Genomic DNA, 25,461 nt, shown 5'->3' with positions numbered 1-25,461 from the left:
AAACGATCCACTATTCGCAAGAAGAGTTTCGGGCCGATTCGCGAGTTGCGCTGGCTGCGAAACGGTTTCGCTCCTCGCCTCTTGTCGAGGTTGCGTTACAGTCTGTCTCTGGTCGTTCCCGAACGAGTATAATGACGCGGCAAGAAACGAACGAGGCGAAATGAGACATTGACGCCGTCCCTTTGTCTCATTTTCCAGGAGCAGGAGGCATCATGGCCGATCTCGAAGGCGGAACAACCCTTTCCCTCGACCGTCATCTAGGCGCGTCGGACACCGCCGAGGCTATCAAGTCCTACACGGAGATCGAGATCCCCGAGAGCCTGCGCGACAACCTCGTGCTGTTCCTCCGCATGGAGCGAAAGGTGCTCAAGGAGTACGATCCGGCCGTCTGCGCTCTCTTCGACCGTCTGTTCAACAGCATGATCAGGGCGAACGAGGGCAACCCGGGCACCGTCGCCGCAGACGAGCCCACCGATGCCCAGGGCATCCCCACGGCCGACACCGAGGGCGCGCGGGCGTTCCGCGAGGCCGTCGAGCTCATCGACGCGTTGCCGGTCGACCAAGCGCAAGTGGTGGTGCGCGCGTTCACGTCGTTCTTCCATCTGGCGAACCTGTCCGAGGAGAACTACCGTGTGGAAACGCTGCGCGAGTTGGAGCGCAACGTGTCGATGGAGTCGGCCGTGGACACATCGAACGAGCTGGTGGTGGCGTACGGCCACCTGCTGGACGAGGTGGGCCCCGAACGCACGGCCGAGCTGCTGGGTCGCTTGGAATTCCACCCCGTGTTCACCGCGCACCCCACTGAGGCGCGCCGCAAAGCGGTAGAGGGCAAGATCCGCCGTATCGCCGCGTTGCTGGATGAGCATCCCTACCTGGGCGGATCGGCTCTCCTGGAGAACGAGCGCCACATGCTGCAGGAGATCGACGCGCTCGTGCGCACCTCGCCCACCGAGCTCAAGAAGCCCACGCCCCTGGAAGAGGCCGACACCGTCATCGACATCTTCGACAACACGCTGTTCGATACAGTGCCGCAGGTGTACCGGCGTTTCGACGACTGGGTGCTGGGCGAGGACGCCGGCAGCGTGCCGCCCGTGTGCCCGGCGTTCTTCCGTCCGGGCAGCTGGATCGGGTCGGACCGCGACGGGAACCCGAACGTCACAGCGAAGGTGTCGCGCCGCGTGGCGGCGAAGTACTTCGCGCATATGGTGGCCAAGCTGGCCCAAGAATGCCGCAACATCGGGCGCAACCTCACGCTGGAGTCGCGGTACACCGCGCCCTCGGAAGAGCTTATGAACCTGTGGAGCCATCTCGTGGAGATGAGTGAGACGCTGACGGGACGGGTGGCCGACGACCTGGGCTTCGAGCCGCACCGCGCCGTCATGCTGGTGATGGCCGCACGCCTCGAGGGCACCGTGGCGCGCAACGCCGACATCATGTACCTGTCGCCCGAAGAGCTGCTGGCCGACCTGCGCACGGTGCAGGACTCGCTCGCGCGCGCCGGTGCCGCACGCGCCGCGTACGGGCCCGTGCAAACGCTGATATGGCAGGTTGCGACGTTCGGGTTCCATATGGTGGAAATGGAGTTCCGCCAGCACTCGCTCGTGCACGAACGCGCGCTAGCCGATATCCGCTCCCATGGCGTGCTGGGCAAGCTCGACCCCATGACGCGCGAGGTGCTGGACACGTTCCGCGCCATCGGCGCCATCCAGAAGCGCTACGGGCAGAAGATGGCCCGACGCTACATCGTGTCGTTCACCAAGAGCGCTCGGCACATGGCCGACGTCTACGAGCTGGCAGAGCTCGCATTCTCGCACGCGCAGGACGTGCCCGAGCTGGACGTGATTCCCTTGTTCGAGCAGCTGGAGGACTTGGAGAACTGCGTCACCGTGCTGGACGGGATGCTGCAGCTGCCGGCCGTGCAGCGCCGCCTGGCGCAGACGGGTCGACGCATGGAGGTCATGCTGGGCTACTCGGACTCTTCGAAGGACGCCGGCCCCGTCACCGCCACGCTCGCCCTGCATTCCGCGCAGGAGCGCATCGCCCGCTGGGCCGAGGAGCGCGGCATCGACGTCGTGCTCATGCACGGTCGCGGCGGCGCGGTGGGCCGCGGGGGCGGGCCGGCGAACCGCGCGGTGCTCGCGCAGCCGAAGGGGTCGGTGAACTGCCGATTCAAGGTGACCGAGCAGGGCGAGGTCATCTTCGCACGTTACGGCAACCGCTCGCTTGCGCTGCGCCATATCGAAAGCGTCGCGGCGGCCACGCTCATGAACTCGGCGCCGTCGGTCGAGCGCGTCAACACCGAGGCATCCGTACGCTTCTCCGATGTGGCCGCGCGTTTGAACGAAGCCGCCTACGAGCGCTATCTGGATCTGCTGCATACCGACGGCTTCGCGCCGTGGTTCTCCACCGTCACGCCTTTGGCCGAAGTGGGCCTGCTGCCCATCGGCAGCCGTCCTGCCAAGCGCGGCTTGGGAGCCCAATCGCTTGACGACCTGCGCACCATCCCGTGAGTGTTCTCGTGGTCGCAGGCGCGCATCAACCTGGCTGCGTGGTACGGCCTGGGCGCGGCGTGCGAACGGGTGGGTGACCTGGAGCTTCTGCAGCGCGCGTATCGCGAATGGCCTCTGTTCGCCACGTTCGTCGACAACGTGGAGATGTCCATCGCCAAAACCGACGCGCGTATTGCGAAGATGTACTTGGCGCTGGGCGACCGCGACGACCTGGCTCAGGCGGTGTTCGACGAGATGCAGCTGACGCGTTCGTGGGCGCTGGCCATCGTGGGAGACGAGTGGCCGCTGCAGCACCGCCGCGTGCTTGGTTGCGCCATCCGCGTGCGCAACCCTTACGTGGACGCGCTCTCGCTTGCCCAAGTGCGCGCGTTGCGCGTGATCCGAAACCGACAGGAAGAGCTTTCGGACGAGGTCAAGACCGAGTATCTGGGGCTCATCCTGGCCACCGTGACCGGGGTTTCCGCCGGCCTGCAGAACACGGGGTAGCGCTCGCTTCAACCATTGGCGAAGTGTACCTGATCTTTCCGGAGAAATTTTGCTTTGAGGTGCGAAAACGCGCGATACGCGCTACTATAGGGAACATCTAGTCGGAGATCCCCTTCTACACACGGCGCAGCCGCTTCTCACGGCGCGCGACGAAAGGACGGCCATGGGCGACATTGCGTGGCAGGCGGGCAAGGCGTACCGCGAGATCATCTACGAAACAGCAGGCGGTATCGCCAAGATCAGCATCAATCGGCCCGAGCGACGCAACGCGTTCACCCCGCTCACCGTCACCGAGCTGTACGACGCGTTCAGCGAGGCGCGCGACGACGCGTCCGTCGGCGTCATCATCCTGACCGGCGTCAACCACGGCGGCCGCCATGAGGACGAGGCGTTCTGCTCCGGCGGAGACCAGAAGATCCGCGGCAACGGCGGCTACGTGGGCGAGGACAACATCCCGCGCCTCAACGTGCTGGACTTGCAGCGCCTTATCCGCGTGGTGCCCAAGCCCGTCATTGCCATGGTGAACGGCTATGCCATCGGCGGCGGGCACGTGCTGCACATCTTGTGCGACCTCTCCATCGCCGCCGAGACTGCCAAGTTCGGCCAGACGGGCCCGAAGGTGGGCAGCTTCGACGCCGGGTACGGCGCGGGCTATCTGGCGAACATCGTGGGCCAGAAGAAGGCGCGCGAGATCTGGTATCTCTGCCGCCAGTACACGGCTGCCGAGGCGCTTGAGATGGGCCTGGTCAACAAGGTGGTTCCGTTCGAGGAGCTGGAGGCCGAGTGCGTTGCGTGGGCGCGCGAGATGCTGCAGTTCAGCCCCACGGCGCTGCGTTTCATGAAGGCGTCGTTCAACGCGGCGACGGACGGGCTTGCGGGCATCCAGCAGCTCGCCGGCGACGCCACGCTTCTGTACTACACCACCGACGAGGCGAAGGAGGGTCGCGACGCGTTCAAGGAGAAGCGCGCTCCCGACTTCACCCAGTTCCCCAAGTTTCCGTAAGATCGCACGTCTGGCAGGCGGCAACCGAAAGGCAGGAATCCGGCAGCGATGATCGGTGCGTTCGAGAGCACGGTGCGACAGTTCCCGCAGCGCACGTGCTTCACGTACGTTGACGAAGCGGGCAACGAGACGGCGTACTCGTATCGCGAGACGCGCATGCTGTCCGCTGCGCTCGCGCGGCTCTTGCTGGACCGCGGCGTGCGTCCGGGCGATTGCGTCGCCGTGGATCTGCCGAACGATCCGGCGTACGTGCTGGTCATGCTGGCTGCCGCGTATGGCGGCTTCGCGTTGGTCGCGCTCAACAACCGCCTGACCGATGCCGAGAAGTACAGTCGGTTGCTGGACATCGACCGCAAGCCCGGTGTGTCGCTGGCTTCGTTGCGCGTCGATGCGACCAACGTGTCGCGCCTGTTGGAAGGCGCGAAGGCCATGTTGACGGGCGAGATGGCCGCACCGTCCGCCGTCCGTGCGACGGGGCGCGGCGTGCGCCCTAGCTTCGCCGCCCGCGTGAACGCGGCGTCCGCCGAGCCCCGCACTACGAAGGCGCTCGGCCGCGCCAGCTCGGGCCGCGCGTCGCTGCGCCGTCGCAGCGAAGTGGCGCAGCAGGATGCTGCCGAGAGTGTCATCCACTTCGCCGAACACGCCGCGCACGTGTTCGACTTCGACGCCCGCGCCGTGGTCATGTTCACGTCGGGCACCACGGGGCGTGCGAAGGCCGTATCGCTGACGTGGGGAAACATCTGTTTCGCATCCGAAGCGTCCAACCGGACGCTCAATCGTCGCGGCGAGGGCATGTGGCAGGCGGTGCTGCCGCTCTACCATATCGGCGGTTTCCAGGTCGTCGTGCGCAGCGTGCTGAACGGCAGCCCGTTCGTGCTGTACCGCCGCTTCGACGCCGTCCGTCTGCTGTCCGACGCGGCGAAGAAGGGCGCGACGCACGTGTCGGTGGTCGATAAGATGCTGCAGGACATGGTGGCCGCGGACAAGCCGGAAACGCTCGCGCGCTACTCCTGCATCCTGCTGGGCGGCGGCGCGCTCAACCCGCAGACGCTCGATCGCGCGTGCCGTGCGGGCGCGCGCGTGTACGCAAGCTACGGCATGACCGAGACGTCCAGCCAAATCGCCCACGCCCAGGTGACGGCTTCGTTCACCGGCGGCTTGCGCCTGCTGCCCGGCTACGAGGCGCATATCGTGGATCCCGGCGACGACGGGTTCGGCCGCCTGGCCGTGAAGGGCCCGGGCCTGTTCGGCGGCTACCTGAACGCGCGCGCCGCGTACACGGTGGACGGCTTCTTCCTGACGGGGGACACGGCGGCGCTGTACGGCGGCAAGCTGTTCGTGAAGGAGCGCACCGAGGACATGTTCGTGTCGGGCGGCGAGAACGTGTACCCGGCCGAGATCAAGGAGAAGCTGCTGCGCGTGGCCGGGGTATCCGACGCCCACGTGTTCGGCGCGCCCGACGCCCGCTGGGGAAGACGGCCTGTTGCGTTCGTCGAGCGCGAGAAAGCGCCCGCGCCGCGTCCGAGGGCGAGCCGCTACGCGCAGCGGACGCAAGCGCAGACGCAGGCGGATCAGCTCGCATCCCTGACGAACCGTCAGCTGGCGTCGTACGTTCGCACCAGCTTGGCGCCGCGCCTGTCGAAGCTGTACCTGCCGAAGCACGTGTGCGTGCTCGACGAGTTCCCGCGCACGGGCATCGGGAAAATCGACCGCGTCGCGCTCGAGCGGCGCTACGACCAGCGCATCGAGGTGGCGCGCGTCACGCTGCACCGCATCCGGCTGCCGTTCAAAACGCCGTTCAAAACAGCCAAGGCCACTCTGACGCATCGCGAGTCGATCATCGTCGAAGTGACGGATCATGCCGGTCGCACGGGGCTGGGCGAGTGCGTGGCGTTTCCGACGGATTGGTATCTGCCGGAAACGCTCGACCAGGACGCGCGCATCCTCCACGACGTTCTGGCTCCGATCGTGCTGCGCGAGGCGTTCCTGCATCCCAGCGAGGCGAGCGCCGCCTTCGCCGCCGTTCCCGAGGCGAAGGCGTTTCCGTTGGCATGCGGCGCGCTCGAGCCTGCGCTGTGGGACCTGTACGGCAAGATCGTCGGCAAGCCGCTATGGCAGCTGATCGGCGGGGCTGCGAACGCCGCGACCGCGGGCGCTTCGGCATCCGTGCCGGCCGGCGCGGCGATCGGGCTGGGCTCCGCGGTCGAGACGGCCGCGGCCGCGCGCCGCTGCGCCGAGGCAGGCTACAAGCGCGTGAAGCTGAAGGTGAAACCGGGAACCGCGCTCGCATGCGCGCAGGCCGTGCGCGCCGCGTTGCCCGACATGATGATCACGCTCGACGCCAACCAGAGCTTCTCGGAGCGTGAAGCCGAGGAGCTGCGCGGCTTGGACGGCCTGAACGTCGCCTGGATCGAGGAGCCGCTGGATCCGCGGCGCCTGCCCCCCGTGGGGCCGACCGACCTGTTCAGCCGCCTCGCGCGTCTGCAGCGCACGCTGCGCACCCCCATCTGCCTCGACGAGTCCATCGTGCGCCCCGAGGACCTGTCCCGTGCGTTGGCGCAGCCCGAGCTGCGGTGCTACGCCCTCAAGCTGGGAAAATGCGGCGGCGTGCAGCCTGCGCTCGATTTCGTGCAAATGGCGCGCAAGCGGGGCATCGAGGTGTGGATGGGCGGCATGTACGACACGGGCGTGTCCAGGCGCCTGCATGCCGCGTTCGAGACGCTGAGCGCGGTGGGTGCGCCCGGCGACATCGGAGCCACGGCTCGTTACTTCTCCTGCGACATCACCGATCCGCCCTACACGGCCGAGCGCGGCATGGTGACGCTCAACCGCGAAGGCCATGCCAGCGGCCTGGGTTGCGACCTCAACCGCTCGGCGTTGGAAAACGTCCTCGTGGAGCGCCTCGTCATTGCGTGACGTCCCGCCCCTTGCCATCTCCGTGCCATGCGCTCCGCTCGGGACGACAACCGCTCTGCATGCAAAATGTTGCATAACGGTGTGACGGAATGCAATGTTGTGGAGTATCATGCTACCAGTTGTCCATCAAGGAAACGGTGATTACATGAGCGAATCCGCATCGCACCACGCGTCCGCCACTTCGGGCATTCCCCAACCCCACGGAGGACTGGGCATCTTTCGCCTCGTCACCACGGTCATCACGCTCATCGTCGGCGGCGGCGTGTTCACGTTGGCGGGCGACCAGGCTGCAGGCGGCGCCAGCGGCGCGGCTATCCTCACTGCATGGAGCATCTCGGGAATCGGGGTGCTGTGCCTCGTCATGACGTTCTTCGCGCTCTCGCGCATCAAGCCGCAGTTGAAGGGCGGCATCTACAGCTATGCGAATGCGGGGTTCGGCGACTTTTTGGGCTTCAACAGCGCTTGGGGCTACTGGATCAGCGCGCTTCTGTGCACGGTCAGCTTCTCGGCGCTTCTGTTCGGCGCGCTTTCGTACTTCTTCCCCATCTTCGGCGGCGGCACGAACCTGCCGTCGGTCATCGGCGCCAGCCTGCTCATCTGGTTCTACGTGTTCCTCGTATCGCGCGGCATCAAAGAGGCTACCGGCGTGAACGCCGTTATCACCATCTCGAAGTTCGTGCCTATCTTCGTAGCCATCACGGCCATCATCTTTCTGCAGAAATTCGACCTCGGCATCTTTCTGGCGAACATGTCGCAGGGCGCCGATCCGGGCCTGCCGTTCTTCGACCAGGTGAGCAACACCATGATGATCACCATCTGGGTGTTCGTGGGCATCGAGGGCGCGGTCGCGATCTCCGGTCGCGCCAAGAAGGAACGCGACGTGGGCAAGGCCACCATCATCGCGTTCATCTGCGTGCTCAGCATCTACCTCATGGTCAGCGTGCTCAGCATGGGCGTCATGCCGCTGTCCGAGCTGGCCCAGCTGGAGAACCCGGCGCTTGCGGGCGTCATGGAGCACGCGGTGGGGCAGTGGGGCGCCATCCTCATCAACGGCGGCGTGGTGCTGTCGCTGGTGGGCGCCATGTTGGGCTACACCGTGCTGTCCAGCGAGTCGCCTTACGAGGCGGCTGAGCAGGGCGTGTTCATCAAGGCCTTCGCCAAGACGAACAAGAAGGGCGCCCCCATCGTCACGCTCGTGGTGACGAACGTCATCATCGAGGCGTTCCTCGTGGTCATGCTGTTCTCGGACAGCACGTACCAGTTCTTCTACGCGCTGTCGGCCGGCATGATCCTGCTGCCGTACCTGCTGTCGGCGGCGTACTTCGCGAAGCTCACGTTCACCGAGCCCGACGCGTTCAAGGGCAAGGTGGGCGGCAGCCTGGTGCTGTGGCGCATTTTCGGCGTGTTCGGCGTGGTGTACAGCTTCTTCCTGGCGTGGGCGTCGGGCGCGACGGGGCTCACCCTCATGTCGCTTCTGTACGCGCCGGGCATCCTCATGTACATCAAGGGCAAGAAGGAGCGCAACGAGCCGTACCTCAAGAGCACGGTGGACAAGGTGGTGGTGGCCATCATCCTCATCGCCGCCGTCACGTCGCTCGTGCTGCTGTTCACCGGCCAAGTGGTGCTGTAGGGACGCGAGCTGCATCGCTTGGAAACCCTTGCGAGCTGCCGTTCGATGCGTATAATATGAGGCGAGCCGCAGGGAGTTGGTGCTCCCCACGGCTCTCGGATCGCTTCGGCGGTTTGGGTTTACTTGGAGCGCTCCTTTCCCTTGTGGGACTGGAGCGCGTCTTCTATCACCAGGGCAAACTCGATGATACGAGACATCAGCTTCAACAGCAATTCGGCCAACGCAAGCAAATCCAAAGCGGTCATGGTCTTCACCTCCATCCTTCTAGAGTAATGAGAGGGAGAGGCACCAAGCCGCCGGATCGAATCCGTACCTACAAGTATAGCGGGCCCGTTCTACGTTTCCATGGCGTGCAACACCATGGAAAGTCTGCTCGATCTTGCGCGGTTCCAGCGCTGTTCCCACGCGGATTCCACATTCCTTGTCATCATTTCCCACGTGGTTTCCATGCGGGCAACCCGTCGATCTAGCGAATTCCCCGTTCCCCTGGCGGCATGCGTCCTTTACACTGTCCTGCAAAGGTTCGTTGCGTCTGCGAGATGACGCGACGCATGAAGACGGAACGACGACGGAGGCGGCACGTGGAGCTTTTGGAGGAACGCATCAGGCGCGACGGGGTGGTGAAGTCGGAGGGCGTCCTCAAGGTGGACAGCTTCCTCAACCACCAGTTGGACATCGATCTGTTCGACGCGATGGGCGAGGAGTTCGAGCGGCTGTTCGCCGACGCTCCCATCACGAAGATCCTCACGATCGAGGCGTCCGGCATCGGCATCGCCTGCGTGGTGGCGCGCCATTTCGGCGTGCCGGTGGTGTTCGCAAAGAAGGCTCAGAGCATCAACCTGGACGGCGAGATGTTCACGACACGCATCGAGTCGTTCACGCACGGTCGCGTGTACGACGTCATCGTGTCGAAGAAGTTCCTGAACGCCGACGACCATGTGCTGATCATCGACGACTTCCTGGCGAACGGATGCGCGCTGAACGGCCTCATCGAGCTCGTCGGCGAGGCGGGCGCCACGGTGGAGGGCATCGGCATCGCCATCGAGAAGGGCTTCCAGCCCGGCGGTGACGATCTGCGCGAGCGCGGCTACCGCCTGGAGTCGCTCGCCATCGTGGAGCGCATGGACCCCGAGACGGGGGAGATCGCGTTCCGATGAAAGCATTCGTACACGAGAACCTGTTCAAGCTCGACGGCGACATACCCGTCGTCCGTGCCATTCCTTACGGCATCCAGCACATCCTCGCGATGTTCGTGGCGAACCTCGCGCCCATCCTCATCGTGGGCGCGGCGGCCGGCCTCGCGGACGATCAGCTGGGCATGCTGGTGCAAAGCGCCATGCTCATCGCGGGCATCGGAACGCTCATCCAGCTGTTCCCGCTGTGGCGCGTAGGGTCGGGCCTGCCCATCGTCATGGGCATCAGCTTCACGTTCGTCACCGTGCTCGTGGGCATCGCGGCCACGTACGGGTACAACGTCGCCATCGGCGCCATCATCGTGGGCGGCATCATCGAAGGCGTGCTGGGCCTGTTCGCGAAGTATTGGCGGCGCATCATATCGCCCATCGTGGCGGCCGTCGTGGTCACGTCCATCGGCTTCTCGCTTTTGGGCGTGGGTGTCTCTTCGTTCGGCGGCGGCTCCGGCGCTGCCGACTTCGGATCGCCGCAGAACCTGCTGCTGGGCACCATCTCGCTGGTTTCGTGCCTGGTGTTCCAGGTGCTGGCGAAAGGCAAGACCAAGCAGCTTTCGGTGCTGTTCGGCCTGGTCATCGGGTATGCATGCGCCGTGGTTGCGGGGGCGGTCGACTTCAGCGGCTTCCAGAACATAGAGCTGTTCGCACTGCCGCAGCTCATGCCGTTCACGCCCGAGTTCAACCTGGGCGCCATCGTGTCGGTGACGCTGATCTTCCTCGTGTCGGCCACCGAGACTATCGGCGACACCTCCGCGCTGACCATGGTGGGCCTCAACCGCGAGGTGAAGGAGAAGGAGCTTTCGGGCTCCATCGCCTGCGACGGTTTCGTCAGCTCGCTGTCGGCGTGCTTCGGCTGCCTGCCTATCACGTCGTTCTCGCAGAACGTGGGCCTCGTGGCCATGACGAAGGTGGTGAACCGCAAGGCCATCGCCACGGGCGCGGTCATCATGATCCTGGCGGCGTTCCTGCCGGTGATCAGCGTGATCTTCGCGTCGCTGCCTGAGGCGGTGCTGGGCGGCTGCACCATCATGATGTTCGGCAACATCATCGTCAGCGGCTTCCAGATGATCGCGCGGGCGGGCTTCTCGCAGCGCAACATCCTCATCGCGGCGCTGTCGCTGGCCGTGGGCATAGGCTTCACGCAGGTGTCGGCCCTGTTCGCGAACTTCCCCGAGCTGATCCAAAGCGTGTTCGCGCAGAACTGCGTGGCCGTGGTGTTCCTGGTGGCCGTGGTGGCGAACCTCGTGCTGCCGAAGGACGCCGGCATCGAGGGCGCGACGGCGATGTCCGAACGTTCGACCGCCGAGGCGGCGCCGAGCGTCGACGAGGACGGCGACCTGGCGACGGCGTGACGCCCCGCGGTTGCCTGGGCGCGTGCGGCCGCGGATGTTCCTGAGTTTCCGATCGCATCATCGCCCCAAAAACACGCCTCAGTCGCTGGAGCGTGTTTTTGGGGCGATGATGCGTCTTTGCGAGGCTTCTGGATTCCTGGGTCGCTCCTCCATAGGCGGATGGCTTCAACCCCACTTGTGGAAACCTGCGGGTTTCCGGTAACGGGTGTATGACCAGATGGACGGATGCCGTACGATTACATGGCGAATAGTCATATAAAGGAGGACCATCCGCAATTATGCCCATAGCACTCAGTTTGCTGCTCGTTCTGTTTTTCCTGCTCATGAATGCGTTCTTCGTCGCCGCCGAGTTCTCGCTCGTGCGCGTACGCAAGTCGCAAGTCGAAATCCTCGTGGACGAGGGTCGCAAGGGCGCCAAGTACACCAAGCTCGTCGCCGACAACGTCAACGCCTACCTGTCAGCCTGCCAGCTGGGCATCACCCTTGCCTCGCTCGCCCTCGGCTGGTTGGGCGAGCCTGCGGTGTCAGCCCTGTTCGAACCGCTGTTCAAGGCACTCAACGTGCCCGAGGCGGCCACGCACGGCATCTCCATCGTCATCGGTTTCGTCATCATCACCGCGTTGCACATCGTGGTGGGCGAGCTCATCCCGAAGTCGCTGGCCATCTTCTCCACCGAGCGCTACGCCCTGTTCACGGCCACGCCGCTCGTGTGGTTCTACCGCATCACGTACCCCGTCATGTGGTTGTTCAACAGCATTACGAACGGCGTCATGAAGATGCTGGGCCACGACGTGGCCAACGAACACGAGGTGTACACCGACGAGGAGATCAAGCTGCTCATCGACGAGAGCACCGAAAGCGGACTCATCGACCCCGAGCAGAACGAATACGTGGACAACATCTTCGACCTGGGCGACAAAGACGCCGAGGCCATCATGACGCCGCGCACCGATGTGGTGTGCATCGACCTCGACGATCCGCTGGAGGAGAGCCTCCAGACCGTGTTGCAGTACAAGTACACGCGCTACCCGGTGTGCCGCGGCAGCAAGGACCGCATCGTCGGCTTCGTGCACGTGAAGGACCTCTACACGATGCCCAAGGACGCGACAGTCGACGACCTGCGCGTGCGCATGATCCAGGCCGTGCCCGAGGGCGTGCCCATCGCGAAGTTGTTGCAAACGCTGCAGGAGAAGCGCACGAAAATCGCCGTGGTCATCGACGAGCACGGCGGCACGGCCGGCATCGTTACGATGAGCGACATCATGGAGCAGATCGTCGGCCGCATCGATGACGAGTACGCGCATGGCGGCTCGGACGAGATCGTGCAGTTGGACGATGGCAGCTACCTCATCGACGGCTCGCTTCCCATCGACGAGGTGGGCGAGCTCATTGGTTTCGAGCCCCTCGAGTCCGAGGAATGCGAGACGGCGGGCGGTCTGCTGCTCACTGTGTTCGACCGTATCCCCGACGAGGGCGATTCCGTGACCATCGAGGACGGCGACGACAGGGCCACGTTCACCGTGGTCGATATGGACCGCCACCGCATCGACAAGATTCGGGTGGTGCTCGAGCACGCTCCGGAAAGCGACGAAAGCTAAACGACTTCAGGCCCCGTCAGCAATGGCGGGGCTTCTTGTTGCGTGCGCTATCCCACCTTCACGCCGGCGAAACGCTCGGCGTTGTGCCACAGCATGTTCTCCAGCTCGTCCTCCGAGAAGCCGGCGGTGACGAACTGGTCGTATTCCGCCGCAGGGCTCCACATGGGGTAGTCCGAGCCGAACATGATGCGGTCGGTGCCCCACATGCGCGCCAGCTCCACCGTGCGGCGCTGCCCCAGGAAGAACTGGGAGCTCGACGCGTCCACGAACAGGTTGTCGGCGTTATGCAGGATGTCGTAGCCCACTTCATAGCGCGACCAGCAACCGAAGTGCGCCGCGTCCACCACGAGGTCGGGGAACGTTTTCAGCACGTTCATCAGGCGGCGCGGATGCGAGTAGTCGTAACGGTAGTCGCCCGTGTGGATGACGATGGGCAGGCGCCCCTCTATCATCTCGTACACGTTCATGAGTCGCGGGTCGTCCATGTTCACGTGCTGCGTGTCGGGATGCAGTTTCATGCCCTTGAGGCCCAGGCCGATGGCGCGTTCGATTTCCTTCTCAGGCTCGGGATAGTCCTGGTGCATGGCCATGAACCCGATGAACTCGGGGTGCTGTCGGCACTGCTCGGCGATGAAGTTGTTGATGGATTCCACGCTGCCCGGCGTCGTGGCCACCGAATGCACGATGAAGTGCGTGATGGGCGCATGCTGCTGCGCGGACAGCAGGTGCTCCACCGTGCCTTCGCCGAACATGTCGATGAGGTAGAAGTCGCCCACGGCGTCGACCGCTCGCGAGGCGATCTTGTCGGGATATATGTGAGCATGGGCATCGATCACTGCCATGGAGGCGCTCCTTCGCGTCGTGCTGTTTCGGCGGCGCGGTGCGAAACGGCTTCGAGTTGAACGCTCGGCCAGCATCGCGCAGCTCCTGATTGTAGAGCATCGGCGTTCGCGGCGCATTAGGCAGAAGCATGTTTCTGGGTGCCGCTTTCGAGGCTTCGGTGCTGAGCCTTCCGATTGGCAAGAGGTTCGAAGCCCTTCAAAAAAGCGCTGCTTTCCATTCGTCACGAGGAAAAAGCTTGTTATGACTAGCACTCGAAGCAAAAGAGTGCTAACTTTTTCGACAGTGATTTTTATGAGCTTCCGCATGCTCGGGTCAGTGTTTTTTCAGCCGAGCGGCAGAGGCGCCTATCGTGCGCGCGGTGATGGCGAAGCGCCGCACACCGATGAGAAGGGAACCAGACTATGTCCAAAGACATTGCGTTCGACAACGAAACCCGTACGAAGATGGCTGCCGGCGTCAACAAGCTGGCCGATGCCGTGAGGGTGACGATCGGCCCGAAGGGGCGCTACGTCGCCATGCAGAAGGAGCACGAGAAGCCCAACGTTTCCAACGACGGCGCCACGGTGGCCGCCAATGTCGATCTTGAAGATCCCATCGAGAACATGGGCATGAAGATCGTGCGCGAGGCCGCCATCGCCGCGAACAACGACGCGGGCGACGGCACCACGACGGCGACCATCCTTTCCGACGCTATCGTGAGCGAGGGAGTACGCTGCGTCATCTCCGGTTCCGATCCGCTGGCGCTGCGCCGCGGCATCCAGCGCGCTGCCGACGTGGTGGCCGACGAGGTTCTCAAGAACGCCGTCGAGGTTACCACGCGTGAGCAGATCGCCGAGATCGCGACGGTTTCCGCAGGCGACCGCCAGATCGGCGAGAAGATCGCGGAGGCTATGGATGCCATCGGCCGTGACGGCGTCATCTCGGTCGAGAAGTCTCAGAACTTCGGCATCGAGGTGAAAATCCTTAAGGGCATGATGTTCGACAACGGTTTCATCTCCCCGTACATGGCCGACGACCCGGCGCGCCTGGAAGGCGAGCTCACCGAGCCCTACATCCTGTTGACCGACCAGCGTCTGGGCGACAACTTCGCAGACATCGTGCCCGTGCTGGAAGAGGTCATGCAGTCCGGTCATCCGTTGCTGATCGCCGCTGAAGACGTGCGCGGCGAGGCGCTGAACACGTTGCTGATGAACCGCCGTCGCGGCACGCTGACCAGCGTTGCGGTGAAGGCGCCGGCTCTGGGCGATCGACGCAAGGCCGAGCTCGAGGATCTGGCCATCCTCACCGGCGGCGAAGTTATCACGCCTGATCGCGGCCTGACGCTGGCCGATGCGCGCAAGAGCATGCTCGGCCGCGCCGCCAGCGTGCAGATCACCAAGGACCGTACCACCATCTTGGGCGGCAAGGGCAAGCCCGAGGCTATCGAGCAGCGTTGCGATCAGCTGCGCGCGCAGATCGAAACGGAGAAGATCGACTACGACCGCGACGTTCTGCGCGAGCGTCTGGCCAAGCTGTCCAGCGGCATCGCGGTCATGGAAGTGGGCGCCGCCACGGAGTCCGAGATGAACGAGATCCGCAGCCGTATCCAGGACGCTTTGCTGGCTACCCGCTCGGCCGCAGAGCAGGGCCTGGTGGCCGGTGGCGGCGTGGCGCTGCTGCAGGCCGCGTCCGCGCTGGACGGCCTCGTATGCGAGAACGCCGAGGAGCAGCTGGGTATCGACATTCTGCGCAAGGCGCTGGAGGTGCCGCTGCGCGCTCTGGCGGAGAATGCGGGCTATCGCGGCGACGTGGCCGTTGAGAAGGTCAAGGAGCTGCCGCTGGGCCAGGGTCTGGATTGTATGACTGGCGAGTACGGCGACATGATCGGCCGTGGCATCGCCGACCCGGCGAAGGTTACGGTCACGGCGCTTCAGGCCGCCGCTTCTGTGGCGTCGCTGATTCTGATCACGAACGCCTCCGTCAGCGAGATGGTGCCCGAGGAAGACTAACGTCCTCGTCGAAACCCGGTTCTGCCATGCGGGCCCGCGCAATCGCGCGGGCCCGCTGTCGTCCGACATGGAGTGCGCTCGTTTCCGTTTAACCGGTATGCCGCGCCGGTTATAAGAGCTTGTCCTTGAGAAGCTCCAGCATCTCGGCGATTTCAGAAACGGGTTCGGGGTTTTCGCTGCTCAGCCAGCTACAGAGGACGGCGAAGGTGCCCTGAAAGATGAACTCGCGCGTATACTGCGTCTGCGATTTCGTGCAGCTGCTGGCGATGGCGAGGTTTTTGAAGAGCCCGTTGATGCCCGGCAGGGAGAAGAGGTGCGTTGCGAATTCGTGGCTCGGGATGGCCCGCACGAGCGTGCAGAAGGTCGTGCGCTGCTCGTAGAGGTTGGCGAGCACAGACGCTACGGCGCCTTCTTGTTCGGGGATGAGTGCAAGGCTTTCGTCGAGCTGCGCAAGAAAATCGCTCTCGATCTCGTTGAGCAGGTCGGTTTGGCTTCCGTAGTACTTGTAAAAAGTAGTGCGGTTTATCTGGGCGGTCTCGCATATCTCGAGTACTGAAATCTTGTTCAAGGGCTTCTTCTGGAGCAGGTGCACGAGTGCGTTTTTCAACAGCGTCTTGCTCAGGCGTATCCTCTAGTTCTCCATCAAGCGCTCCCTCGACAAAAATGCTTCGAATGTTCATTTCAAATCAAATACTGCATAGTGCGTTGAGCATGCGACATTTGTCTATCAACAGACTGTTGACTACAAACCGTTGTGTTTACTATTGTACAAACCATAGCGAGATGTCAATACGCCAAAACTCAGTTCTCAGCAGTTGAAGGAGGCGGTTCGCATGAAGTTCTGGCAGAGGTATTGGTACTACATCGGAGGGGTCGCTTTCGTTATCCTCGCGTTCGCTATGGGGCTTTGGGGCAGCGCCGCCCTTGACTACGTGCAGGTTTTGCTCATCTTCAGCTGGATGGGCATGTTGGTGCATCAGTTCGAAGAGTATGCCTGGCCGGGCGGTTTTCCGCTCATCTCGAACATGATCGTCTTCAACGAGATCGAGCGTCCGGATCGCTATATCTTGAACCAGCGCCAGTGCTTCGTCAGCAACGTCGTCCTGTGCTATCTATGCTATATCGTTCCGATCTTCTTCCCGCAGCTCATTTGGCTTGCCGCGGCTCAGATATTCCAGGGTCTCTGGCAAATTCCGGCGCATGGCATCGTGCTCAACATGCGCTTGAAGTCCAAGTACAACCCCGGTCTTTTCGCGGCGGTGTTCTTGCAGCTGCCCGTCGCCATCGTGTTCATATGGTACGTGCTGACGTTCATGCCGGAAGCCGCTAATCAGCTTTGGTGGGGCATCCCCGGTTCGCTCGTGCTGCTGGGCATCTCGTTCGGCTTGCCGATCCTCTTCATGCATGACCGCGATTCTAAGGATCCGTTCGAAGAGCGAGAGCTTTGGGGTTACAAGCGCGAGTACGTTGCGAAGGTTTGGGAAGAGCGCAAGGCTGCCGCAGCGGCAGATCCCGGCAGCGTTCCGAAGGGTCTCTTCGGCAAAGCGAAGAAAGCGAAGTAGGAAAGCGAGTAGACAAATGGCAAGCAATTTCGCAAAGAAACTAGATAGATGGTGCGATAACCAGTGGATCGTGTTCCTGTGCGTTACGGCGACGGTGGTGGCGGTGCTTGCCGCCGTCTTCTGGGATGTCATGCCTCTGGGCAGCAAAGCGGGCGTTTTCGTGGCTTTCATCATGGCCTTCCACGTGCTCGAGGAGTGGAAGTTCCCCGGCGGTCTTCATTGGTTTTACAACACGAGCGTGTTTCGTCCGAAAGACGAGAGCCTCTACGATCCGACGCGTTATCCCATGAGCCGGCTCACGGATATGGTCACCAACGTGGGGCTGCAGTGGATCCCGCTCGTTTACGCAGCGCTCTGCTTCTTCCTTCCTCTGTCGAACGCGGTTGCGCTGTGCGTCATCCTGCTGTGCGTCATGGAGCTGTTCGCCCATACGGCGGGCGGCGTCGCCACCTACCTCTGGTATCGTGACAAGGGCAAGAAGACCATCTACCATACGGGGCTCGCCACGTCGCTCATGATGTTCTTGCCGGCCGCAGCGTACCTGATCGCGCATATCGCAGGCGTCACGGCAACCGATTGGCTGTGGTGTCTGGTGTTGTTCGCTGTCATGTGCTGCGTGTGCGTGCCGCTTACGGAGACGCCTCTCAAGAAGTGGGTTCGCAAGCAGGAGCCGGGCATGTTCGCGTTCGAAGATGCCAAGTACTACATGCGTTACGGCGGCTATTGCAAGGAGGATGTCGAGCAGTCCGAGGCTCGCGTTGATTAAGAGGACGCCGAGTATGGGGTGCGATAGGGCGTGGCTTGTATTCATGTACGCTGCGAGGCTCGCCGCGCCGTCAAGGGTTAGGAGTTCGCTTTCGATCGAGTTAAAAACGTGTAGACCTTGTGAATCACTGAGAAATGATTTGCGTTCGTTAAGGCAGACGGGTAATATTCTTTCTTGCCGCTTTTCCTGTTTGAAGGCACTTCGGGCAGGAGAGGTAGGCGCAACATAACGATGCGGGGTGGAGCAGTCTGGTAGCTCGCCGGGCTCATAACCCGGAGGTCATAGGTTCAAATCCTGTCCCCGCGACCAATAATCGCAGGTCAGGGCTTCGGCCCTGACTTTTTTGTCGGTCAACCGACATGTCAACCGACATTATACCGACAAACTTTTTTCTTGTCCTTGGAAATTTGGGCAAAATCCGCTTTTTGCTTGCTCTGTGGCGCAACCATTTATTGAAAAGATTTCGCTGTGGCGAATGTGAATAAACGCTGTGGCGCAAGCATAGGTTTCGCTGTACAGCAAGCAACTGCTTTGTTGCTAACGCTGTGGCGCAACCGTTTTATCTTTTATATCTTCCCTTTATCTAAATAACTCCAAGCGCACCGGCGAATCAGATAGGATATCTGCAAAGTTTTCCACAAGGAGATTGTGCGTGTTGACGGAAAAGAAATGGGAAACGACACGCGCAGGGCAAAGCCCAGGCAAATGAAATGATGCGGCAGCTCCGGCGTCGTGTGCCGTCCCCTTTGCCAATCGTACCGACTATCGATTATTTATGAAGTCTTGAAATTTGACCCTCCATACGACGCTTCACAATCAAGCGACTCTATGCGGCAATAATTTCAATTTGAAAGCAATTATTCCCAGAACAGACAACTTTGTTCTCGTCTTGGAAGAAGCCCTTCACCGTTTGCTCAATCTGGTTAATCTGGCGCTATTGCAACACAGCGAAGGAGACTTAGATGTATGAAGACCGGGCAAAGGAATGCAGTGATGCGAGTTTTGATGATATCGATGGTGAAATTTGGAGTCTGAAGGAAGCCGCGGCGTACTTGGACGTTTCTTATTCGACCGCGCTTCGCATGGCCAGATCCGGTGAACTGGTCGCGTGGCAGATTAACGATTCGTGGAAGACGAGCAAGGCGTTGTGCAAGCGCTACGTCAGAAGTCAAATCAAGAAGCAGGCATTGATATGCCGCGCAACGTACAGCGAATAAGCCAGCAAAACACAGGAGAGTATGCTCGCTTCCCTCCGCAAACCTATTCGACTATCCAACAGGGCCTTATGCAGGTGCTGGTAGAGCGAAAGGTTGGCAGAAACGGTCTTATGGTGATGATTGCATTGTGCGGGGCGATATACGCCGACGGTAGGCTTGGAAGGATGTCCTCGGAGCTAATGAGCGACATTACGGGGTTGACGGCCAATCAAAATGCCCGCGGGATGAAAGAGCTTCGGGACAAGAAGATCATCACGCCGATAATACGGCGAACGAAAGAGGACTACCGGCATCCTGATAGGTCCAACTTTGGTCATGTCGCCCAGTACTGCTTCACTAAGGAAGTATGGGCAAGAATCGAGACGGCAAACAATGAGACTAATTTTTATAGAAGATAGGTTTAACAGGCGGTTGACTACGTAACCCAAACCGGGTAGACAGCGCATGAAAGAACGATGGCCGTTCGCTACTTAGAGGGCGACTCTTTATTTATTTACCTCGTGTCAAGAAACACGGAGAAGTTAGAAGAGATGGCGTTCGAGCTGCGCAAACATATGGTATCGACGTGCGTGTCTACTCCTGCGACCTTGCGGTGCCGGATGCCGCTATCGGCCTCTACGAGAGTACCCGCGCGGACAGCCTTGTAGTCGACCGACTCGTCAACAGCGCTGGCTTTGGCGACCAAGGCGCTTTCATCGATGCGGACTGGAAACGACAGGCCGACATGATTCAGTGACCGATGCGGATGGCATGGTGACGAGCCCCGAGCTGTATCTGGGCGCCTACATGGTCTACGAGGCCAAGGACGGCTTCGCGCTCGACGTGGCAGGAAGGCCGCGGCCCTGGAGTACCAGGGCCAAGAAATCGCCGTGTTCGACGAGCGGTTCGACGTGGTTGATGCTCCCACCACCTTCCGCATCCACAAGCGTGACAGCTACTCGAGGCCTTCCACCAGTTCGGGTTCGGCAAGCATGATTTCGCCCATAACCTTGGTGACGGTGGTCCGGTTGCGCCCGGTGAGCAAGGCAATCTGGGCGTGGGTGAGCCGCTTGATGTTGTAATAGCGTGCGAGCTGCAGGATGAAACGCACGGCTGTGTAAGCAGTGTTGTGATAGAGGGCGCGTTGATAATTCGTAATGAGGTCAGATTGAGCAAGCTGGTTGTCGAACACAGTGCGCAGGAACTCTCGGTCTTCGAGCAGCGCCTCAACCGCCTTGTTTGTCAGCGTGCTGAACACGGCCCGCGTGATGCAGCGGTAGCGAACCTGTCGGATTTCTTCCCCCACCTCTTGCGCCGATCTGAGCCAAGGTGTGGCCTTCTGCGGCGTGAAATAGGGTGTCAGCAGCAGCGAGCCCGGGGCCATGAGCAGCAGCGGCTTATCCGAAGAGACTGCAAGCACTATTCCTTCCACGATGACGATAGGGTGGTTAGTGTCGATAGGCATGATCGTGTCCTGCGCATAGGACGCCTTGATACAGTTCTCACATAGCCTGCGTCGCACTTCGGGTGGCAGGCTCACGCAGAGCGCGTTTTGGCTGCAGTCGTCCATGTCAATCCTCCCGTCTTCCAGGGTGATTAAATCACATCCTTTTGGTTGCATGCGCAACAACTTGTTGGTTGCGCATGCAACCAGGCTCTCCCTTCACAATAATAGCACCAGGTAAACGACTGGGTGTCGGTAAAAGGACGAGAAAAGGGAGGGAGAAGGAGACGTGGAAGGAAAAGAAAAAGCGTCCGCGCTCAGCAGGAGAAGTTTCCTGAAGATGGCGGCACTGGCGTCAGGAGCAGCTGCGACAGGAAGCATGCTCTCCGCATGCAGCTCCATTGGCGAAGCGCAGGTGCATGCCGGGGTGGAAGAGACGGTGTGTATGACCTACTGCAACGCTTGCATGGGATGCCCGCTGGAGGCCGTGGTGCGCAACGACAACGTGGTTTTCACGCGTGCTGCCGAGATCCCAGATACGGATCGCGATATTAAGCGCATGTGCGCTCGCGGGGCGAGCATCCCGGTGCAGTTGGTCGAGGGCAAGCGCATTAAGTACCCCATGAAGCGCGTGGAGGGTACCGAGCGCGGCGCTGGACAATGGGAGCGTATCAGCTGGGATGAGGCTATCAACACCATCTGCGAGAAGATCAAAGGGTATCAGAACGAATTCGGGAAAAGCAGCGTGTGTGCCTTCACCTACGGCACGACCGAGCCGCGCAATCTGTACAACCTGTACCGCCTGGAGAATCTGGCGGAATTCTCTCACCAAGAGCGCACAACGGACTTCGCGTTAGCCCAGGCTCTATACGTGAACATCGGCGGATATTATTTCCAGGGCGGCAACGATTGGGACATTATTGAGAGTTGCAAGACGTTCGTGGTCTGGGGTCACAATCCCATCGTTTCGTGGCCGAACACCTGGCGTGCCATTGCGAACGCTATTGAGAATAACGGTTGCAAGCTGGTCGTCGTCGATCCGAACTACAACACGATTGCCCAGAAGTCTGACCTGTTCGTGTCAGTTCGCCCCGGCACTGACGGTGCGCTGGCGCTGGGCATGATCAACTACATGGAAGAGAACGGCATGACCGCTGATTCCTACATGCAGAAGCGTTCGTGCGCCCCCTTCCTGGTGAAGACTAGCGACGGGATGTTCCTGCGCAAAAGCGACCTGGACGCGAGTATTGCGAAGGGCAGCGCCGACGACGATTACGCCGTCTGGGATGAGGCGACGGGTACGCTCGGATATGCGAGCACGGCCTCGAGTCCCGCGCTGCGCATGAAGGACCTTACGGTGGAGGGCCAACAGGTAAGCACCTCCTATAGCCTCCTTCTGGACGCGGCGGCGCAGTACCCCATGGACCGCACCGCGGAGATCGTCACCGTATCCGAAGACGTAATCAAAGAGTTCTGCAACCTGCTTGTGAACAACGGCGAGGCGGAGATCTTCCAGGGCTACGGCGTTGACCACTACGGCCAGGGTTTTCAGAACTTGGCGGCAATCGATGCGCTGCGCATAGTGGCGGGTCTGGTGAAGGACCCGGCGTTCCCCTATTCGCTCAACGACAGCGGTTTTGCCAGCACCGAAACCGAACATGCCACCACCAGCGCCAGCCTGGGGACCTTCATGTTCAACGACCTCATCGACAAGGGTTCCTACCAGCTGCCGGGCTGCACCATGGAAAATGGCGGCCAGACCGTCGAGGTGCCCGGCCCTACCGTGGACGTTCCCCTGAAGATGCTGCTCTCCTTCGGCGCCAACCTGCTGAACTCCTGCCCCGACCGCAACGATACGCTCAAGGCCTATCGCAATATCGATTTTCACGTTGCGGTGAACGTGGAGTGGTGCGATACCTGCGACATGGCCGATATCGTGCTTCCCGCGGCGATGATTCAGGAATCCATCGGCACCATGGCCATCGACGGATGCGTGCTAGCAAGCGAGAGGTGCATCACCCCGCGCTTCGAGGCCAAGCCTGACTACGAGATCGCCCAGCTCATCGGCCAAGGTATCGGGTTGGAGAAGTATTTCCAAGACGACATGGAAGCCGGCATGGCACATACCCTCGATACCCAAGTATTCAACGCAATGGGTTTGGATTACGATGCGCTCAAGCAGGCGAAGATCATCTACATGGACAAGATGTCCCTGCCCGCGCCCCCCACAGCGACCGGGCGCCTGCAGTTCTACCAGGAAACACCCAGCCCGTTCCAGTACTTCGGGCAGGTTTTCGACCCGTCTGCATGTCGCCTGCCCACGTGGCAGCCGCCTCTGGAGGCCTGGCCCGAAACCGCCGGCGGTTTCGAGGCGAACCCGCTAGCGGAGAAGTACCCGCTGCAACTGACGGCTGGCACCCGCCGATTCCGCGTACATTCCTACTACGGGCAGAACCCCCTGCTGCGCGAGATGGAGATCGACGAGCCTTGCGTGCGCATGAACCCCGCCGATGCCGAGGCGCGCGGAATCTCCGACGGCGACTACGTGAAGCTCTACAACGACCGCGGCCACGCCGTCGCCAAGGCGTGCTTCTCGGCAGGCATCCGACCCGGCTGCCTGGACATCGACCGCGGCTGGCAGGCATCGCAGTACAAGAGCGGCTGCAACCAGGAACTCACCCATAAGCAGATCGGCGACTGGAGCTGCCCAACGTACGCCTACCACGACGTTCTGTGCCAAATGGAGAAGTGGGAGGAAGAATAATGCATTACGGAATGGTCATCGACCTGAAGCGCTGCAGCGGCTGCAAGACGTGCAGCGTGGTGTGCAAGATCGCCAACAACATCCCCAACAACATCATCTGGAACCGCGTACTCACCGAGGGCGGCAACGAGCCTGATACTTGTAGCGGCACGTTCCCCGACGCGAACATCCAACACTGGCCCATAGCATGCCAGCATTGCGAGAATCCCGCGTGTGTGAAGGTATGTCCGGTGGGTGCTACATGGAAGGACTCCGAAACCGGGATCGTCCACCAGGATCCAAGCAAGTGCATCGGTTGCCGCATGTGCGTGGCCAGCTGCCCCTACACGGGAGTGCGCAGCTTCAATTGGGAAGAACCGCAGTACTACGCCGAGGTTGCCTTGGGCGACACCGGGGCCATGGTACATCAGAAGCACACAGTGGAGAAGTGCATATTTTGCGAACAGCGCGTGGCCGAGGGCAAGGACCCTGCTTGCGTGGAACAGTGCCTGGGCCGCGCACGCATATTCGGCGATTTCGACGACCCGGATTCCGAAGTCTCGCTGCTTATCGCCACACGCGAGCACACCCAGTTGCATCCTGAGTTCGGCACCAACCCGAGCGTGTACTACCTCGTCTAGCGGAAAGGAACATCATGAGTAAAGAGAAAACCGCTTCCCGCTGGGGAGGCAAGGGCGTGCGAGTAGGCATAATCGCCTGTGTAATCGTGATGGTTGCGGGTATCGTGCTGTGGATGGTGCAGCTCACGGGCGGAATGATTCAGACGGGTATGCGCAACCTGGACGCGTGGGGCCTCTATCTGACCCTGTTCATGTTCTTCGTTGGCCTTTCGGCGGGCGGCCTAATCATCAGCTCCATTCCGAACGCATTCGGCATGAAGGGCTTCGGCGATATCTCGAAGGTGGCGATCTGGTCAAGCGTGTGCTGCACGTGCATGGCCATCGGGTTCGTCGTGGTCGACCTGGGCGGCCCGCTGCGTCTGTGGGAGCTGTTCGTGTACTCAAACCTCTCCAGTCCGCTGATGTGGGACATCTTGGTGCTTTCCATTTATCTGGTGCTGTCTCTCGTGTACTTATGGGCCTACGTGCGCTACGAGCAGGGCAGGATGAAGCACACGGGCATTCGCTTCGTCAGCGCAGTCGCGCTTATCGTGGCAATCCTTGTGCACAGCGTGACTGCTTGGATTTTCTCGCTGTCGCCGGCTCACGAGTTCTGGCACACCGCTCTCATGGCGCCCTGGTTCGTTGCCAGCGCGCTCGACTGCGGCACTGCGCTCGTGCTGATCGTGGTCATCGTTCTGCGCAAGGTCGGGTATCTCGAGCTCGATCAGCACAACATCGTCAACTTGGCGAAGATGCTGGCGGTCTTCGTGTGCGTCGACCTGTATTTCTTCGCCTGCGACCTGCTGACGAGCGGGTACTTCGGCGGGACGGACGGGGCCGAGGTGGTTGCCACCCTCACTACCGGTTCCATCGCCCCCTTCTTCTGGATACAGATGGCGTTCATGGCGCTTGCTCTGGTGATCCTGTTCGTCCCGAAGCTACGCACGAACGGCGGCGTCGTCGTTGCGTCCGCGCTGGTCATCGCGGGCGTGTTCTGCAAACGCTGCCAGATCATGCTCGGCGGCTTCCAGATCGCAAACATCGATTTTGCCGACACGGCTAACGCCTTCACAATCACCAACTGGACCGACGGTTATTCGCTGGCGGGCTATAGCGGGCTCGTGTATTGGCCCGAGCCCATCGAGTTCGGCGTTTCGCTGGGCGTGATCGCCCTCGGTGCTCTGTTCCTGCTCCTCGGCTTGCGCTACCTCCCTCTGCGCCAGGCCAAGCGGGTTTCCGAGTAATATGCGGGTCCCGATGCTTCGTAAGAGCGCGATAATCACCGGCGTCTTCCTCCTCATCGGGGCTCTAGTCTTTGTTGCAGGCGGTGTTGCGGCGGATTCTTCGCCCTCCCTCCAAGCGATTACCCCCGTCACCGCCTGCCCGGTCACCTCGTGCGCTTCCGGTCTGTGCCATGACTACGAGAACGTGCCCGAGCCCGATGGGGTCAACGAGCTTACCTGCCCCGTATCCGAGTGCTCTTCGATGGAGTGCCACGCGTGGAGCTCGCTGTTGGGGCGGTACCGCAAGGTCTCGGATGCGAGCCTGAACCTCTGGTTCGTTTTGCCGTGCGTTCTGACCGGTGGGCTCATACTCGCGCTGAAGAGGCTG

Annotated in this window: 18 protein-coding genes, 1 tRNA gene and 2 pseudogenes; 17 read left to right on the top strand and 4 right to left on the bottom strand. The window is 61.6% G+C overall.

The window, feature by feature from the left end; all coding sequences use genetic code 11:
* Positions 1-212 precede the first annotated feature (212 nt).
* From GT590_RS00720 to GT590_RS00705, 4 genes and pseudogenes are all read left to right on the top strand, one after another.
* Positions 213-2,996 (top strand): annotated as a pseudogene (locus GT590_RS00720) (phosphoenolpyruvate carboxylase).
* A 163-nt stretch (positions 2,997-3,159) separates the two neighbouring features.
* Entirely contained in the window at positions 3,160-3,999 is an 840-nt protein-coding gene (menB, locus tag GT590_RS00715) for a 1,4-dihydroxy-2-naphthoyl-CoA synthase (RefSeq protein ID WP_114519812.1), read from the top strand.
* Between the two features lie 48 nt (positions 4,000-4,047).
* Positions 4,048-6,915, top strand: coding sequence for an o-succinylbenzoate synthase (gene menC, locus GT590_RS00710; RefSeq protein ID WP_009608504.1), 2,868 nt, complete (start codon positions 4,048-4,050; stop codon positions 6,913-6,915).
* Positions 6,916-7,060: 145 nt separating this feature from the next.
* On the top strand, positions 7,061-8,545 hold the full coding sequence (locus GT590_RS00705) for a basic amino acid/polyamine antiporter (RefSeq protein ID WP_009305326.1): 1,485 nt from the start codon (positions 7,061-7,063) through the stop codon (positions 8,543-8,545).
* Positions 8,546-8,664: 119 nt separating this feature from the next.
* Here the strand turns inward: GT590_RS00705 and GT590_RS14645 are convergent, their stop codons facing one another.
* A complete protein-coding gene (locus GT590_RS14645) occupies positions 8,665-8,799 on the bottom strand; it encodes a hypothetical protein (RefSeq protein ID WP_009608410.1) in 135 nt (44 codons plus the stop codon).
* Positions 8,800-9,126: 327 nt separating this feature from the next.
* Between GT590_RS14645 and GT590_RS00700 the strand changes: the two genes are divergently transcribed.
* The 3 genes from GT590_RS00700 to GT590_RS00690 all read left to right on the top strand — a co-directional run bounded on the left by GT590_RS00700 (position 9,127) and on the right by GT590_RS00690 (position 12,685).
* Positions 9,127-9,702, top strand: a complete 576-nt coding sequence (locus GT590_RS00700) for a xanthine phosphoribosyltransferase (protein WP_009608477.1) — start codon at positions 9,127-9,129, stop codon at positions 9,700-9,702.
* Positions 9,699-11,087: a uracil-xanthine permease family protein gene (locus tag GT590_RS00695; protein WP_161170784.1), complete on the top strand. Its 1,389-nt coding sequence runs from the start codon at positions 9,699-9,701 to the stop codon at positions 11,085-11,087. Before GT590_RS00700 ends, GT590_RS00695 begins: the two co-directional genes overlap by 4 nt.
* Positions 11,088-11,365: 278 nt before the next feature.
* A complete protein-coding gene (locus tag GT590_RS00690) occupies positions 11,366-12,685 on the top strand; it encodes a hemolysin family protein (RefSeq protein WP_009305323.1) in 1,320 nt (439 codons plus the stop codon).
* Positions 12,686-12,732: 47 nt separating this feature from the next.
* On the opposite strand, the gene GT590_RS00685 is transcribed toward GT590_RS00690, so the two are convergent.
* On the bottom strand, positions 12,733-13,527 hold the full coding sequence (locus GT590_RS00685; RefSeq protein WP_009608408.1) for an amidohydrolase family protein: 795 nt from the start codon (positions 13,525-13,527) through the stop codon (positions 12,733-12,735).
* 402 nt (positions 13,528-13,929) lie between these two features.
* On the opposite strand from GT590_RS00685, the gene groL reads away from it, so the two are divergent.
* Complete coding sequence (gene groL, locus GT590_RS00680; RefSeq protein ID WP_009305321.1) at positions 13,930-15,516, top strand: chaperonin GroEL; 1,587 nt, start codon at positions 13,930-13,932, stop codon at positions 15,514-15,516.
* A gap of 109 nt (positions 15,517-15,625) precedes the next feature.
* On the opposite strand, the gene GT590_RS00675 is transcribed toward groL, so the two are convergent.
* Complete coding sequence (locus tag GT590_RS00675; RefSeq protein ID WP_227101294.1) at positions 15,626-16,108, bottom strand: TetR/AcrR family transcriptional regulator; 483 nt, start codon at positions 16,106-16,108, stop codon at positions 15,626-15,628.
* 241 nt (positions 16,109-16,349) lie between these two features.
* Here GT590_RS00675 and GT590_RS00670 point away from each other — a divergent pair, with 241 nt between their 5' ends.
* The 5 genes from GT590_RS00670 to GT590_RS00650 all read left to right on the top strand — a co-directional run bounded on the left by GT590_RS00670 (position 16,350) and on the right by GT590_RS00650 (position 19,459).
* Positions 16,350-17,078, top strand: a complete 729-nt coding sequence (locus GT590_RS00670) for an HXXEE domain-containing protein (RefSeq protein ID WP_015761482.1) — start codon at positions 16,350-16,352, stop codon at positions 17,076-17,078.
* A 16-nt stretch (positions 17,079-17,094) separates the two neighbouring features.
* Complete coding sequence (locus GT590_RS00665; RefSeq protein ID WP_161170783.1) at positions 17,095-17,844, top strand: HXXEE domain-containing protein; 750 nt, start codon at positions 17,095-17,097, stop codon at positions 17,842-17,844.
* 232 nt (positions 17,845-18,076) lie between these two features.
* A tRNA-Met gene (locus GT590_RS00660) sits at positions 18,077-18,153 on the top strand.
* A gap of 653 nt (positions 18,154-18,806) precedes the next feature.
* Entirely contained in the window at positions 18,807-19,061 is a 255-nt protein-coding gene (locus GT590_RS00655) for a helix-turn-helix domain-containing protein (RefSeq protein WP_086414221.1), read from the top strand.
* 179 nt (positions 19,062-19,240) lie between these two features.
* Positions 19,241-19,459, top strand: a complete 219-nt coding sequence (locus GT590_RS00650) for a hypothetical protein (RefSeq protein WP_161170782.1) — start codon at positions 19,241-19,243, stop codon at positions 19,457-19,459.
* A gap of 536 nt (positions 19,460-19,995) precedes the next feature.
* Here GT590_RS00650 and GT590_RS00645 read toward each other — a convergent pair.
* Positions 19,996-20,610: a hypothetical protein gene (locus GT590_RS00645; protein ID WP_161170781.1), complete on the bottom strand. Its 615-nt coding sequence runs from the start codon at positions 20,608-20,610 to the stop codon at positions 19,996-19,998.
* 163 nt (positions 20,611-20,773) lie between these two features.
* On the opposite strand from GT590_RS00645, the pseudogene GT590_RS14785 reads away from it, so the two are divergent.
* The 4 genes and pseudogenes from GT590_RS14785 to nrfD form a co-directional block, all read left to right on the top strand.
* Positions 20,774-20,863: pseudogene (locus GT590_RS14785) on the top strand (twin-arginine translocation signal domain-containing protein); the annotation flags it as partial.
* 66 nt (positions 20,864-20,929) lie between these two features.
* The gene (locus tag GT590_RS00640) at positions 20,930-23,248 is read left to right on the top strand and encodes a molybdopterin-dependent oxidoreductase (protein ID WP_233839619.1); all 2,319 of its coding nucleotides are present in this window, start codon (positions 20,930-20,932) and stop codon (positions 23,246-23,248) included.
* A complete protein-coding gene (locus GT590_RS00635) occupies positions 23,245-23,868 on the top strand; it encodes a 4Fe-4S dicluster domain-containing protein (protein WP_227791081.1) in 624 nt (207 codons plus the stop codon). Before GT590_RS00640 ends, GT590_RS00635 begins: the two co-directional genes overlap by 4 nt.
* Before the next feature lie 14 nt (positions 23,869-23,882).
* Positions 23,883-25,094, top strand: coding sequence for an NrfD/PsrC family molybdoenzyme membrane anchor subunit (gene nrfD, locus GT590_RS00630; protein ID WP_086414226.1), 1,212 nt, complete (start codon positions 23,883-23,885; stop codon positions 25,092-25,094).
* Positions 25,095-25,461 lie beyond the last annotated feature (367 nt).

The sequence above is a fragment of the Eggerthella sp. BIOML-A1 genome (genome assembly GCF_009875595.1).
In the GTDB taxonomy this organism is placed as follows: Bacteria; Actinomycetota; Coriobacteriia; order Coriobacteriales; family Eggerthellaceae; genus Eggerthella; species Eggerthella lenta.
The sequence above is the reverse complement of the archived record's forward strand: the minus strand, read 5'-3'. Positions and strand labels throughout refer to the sequence as shown.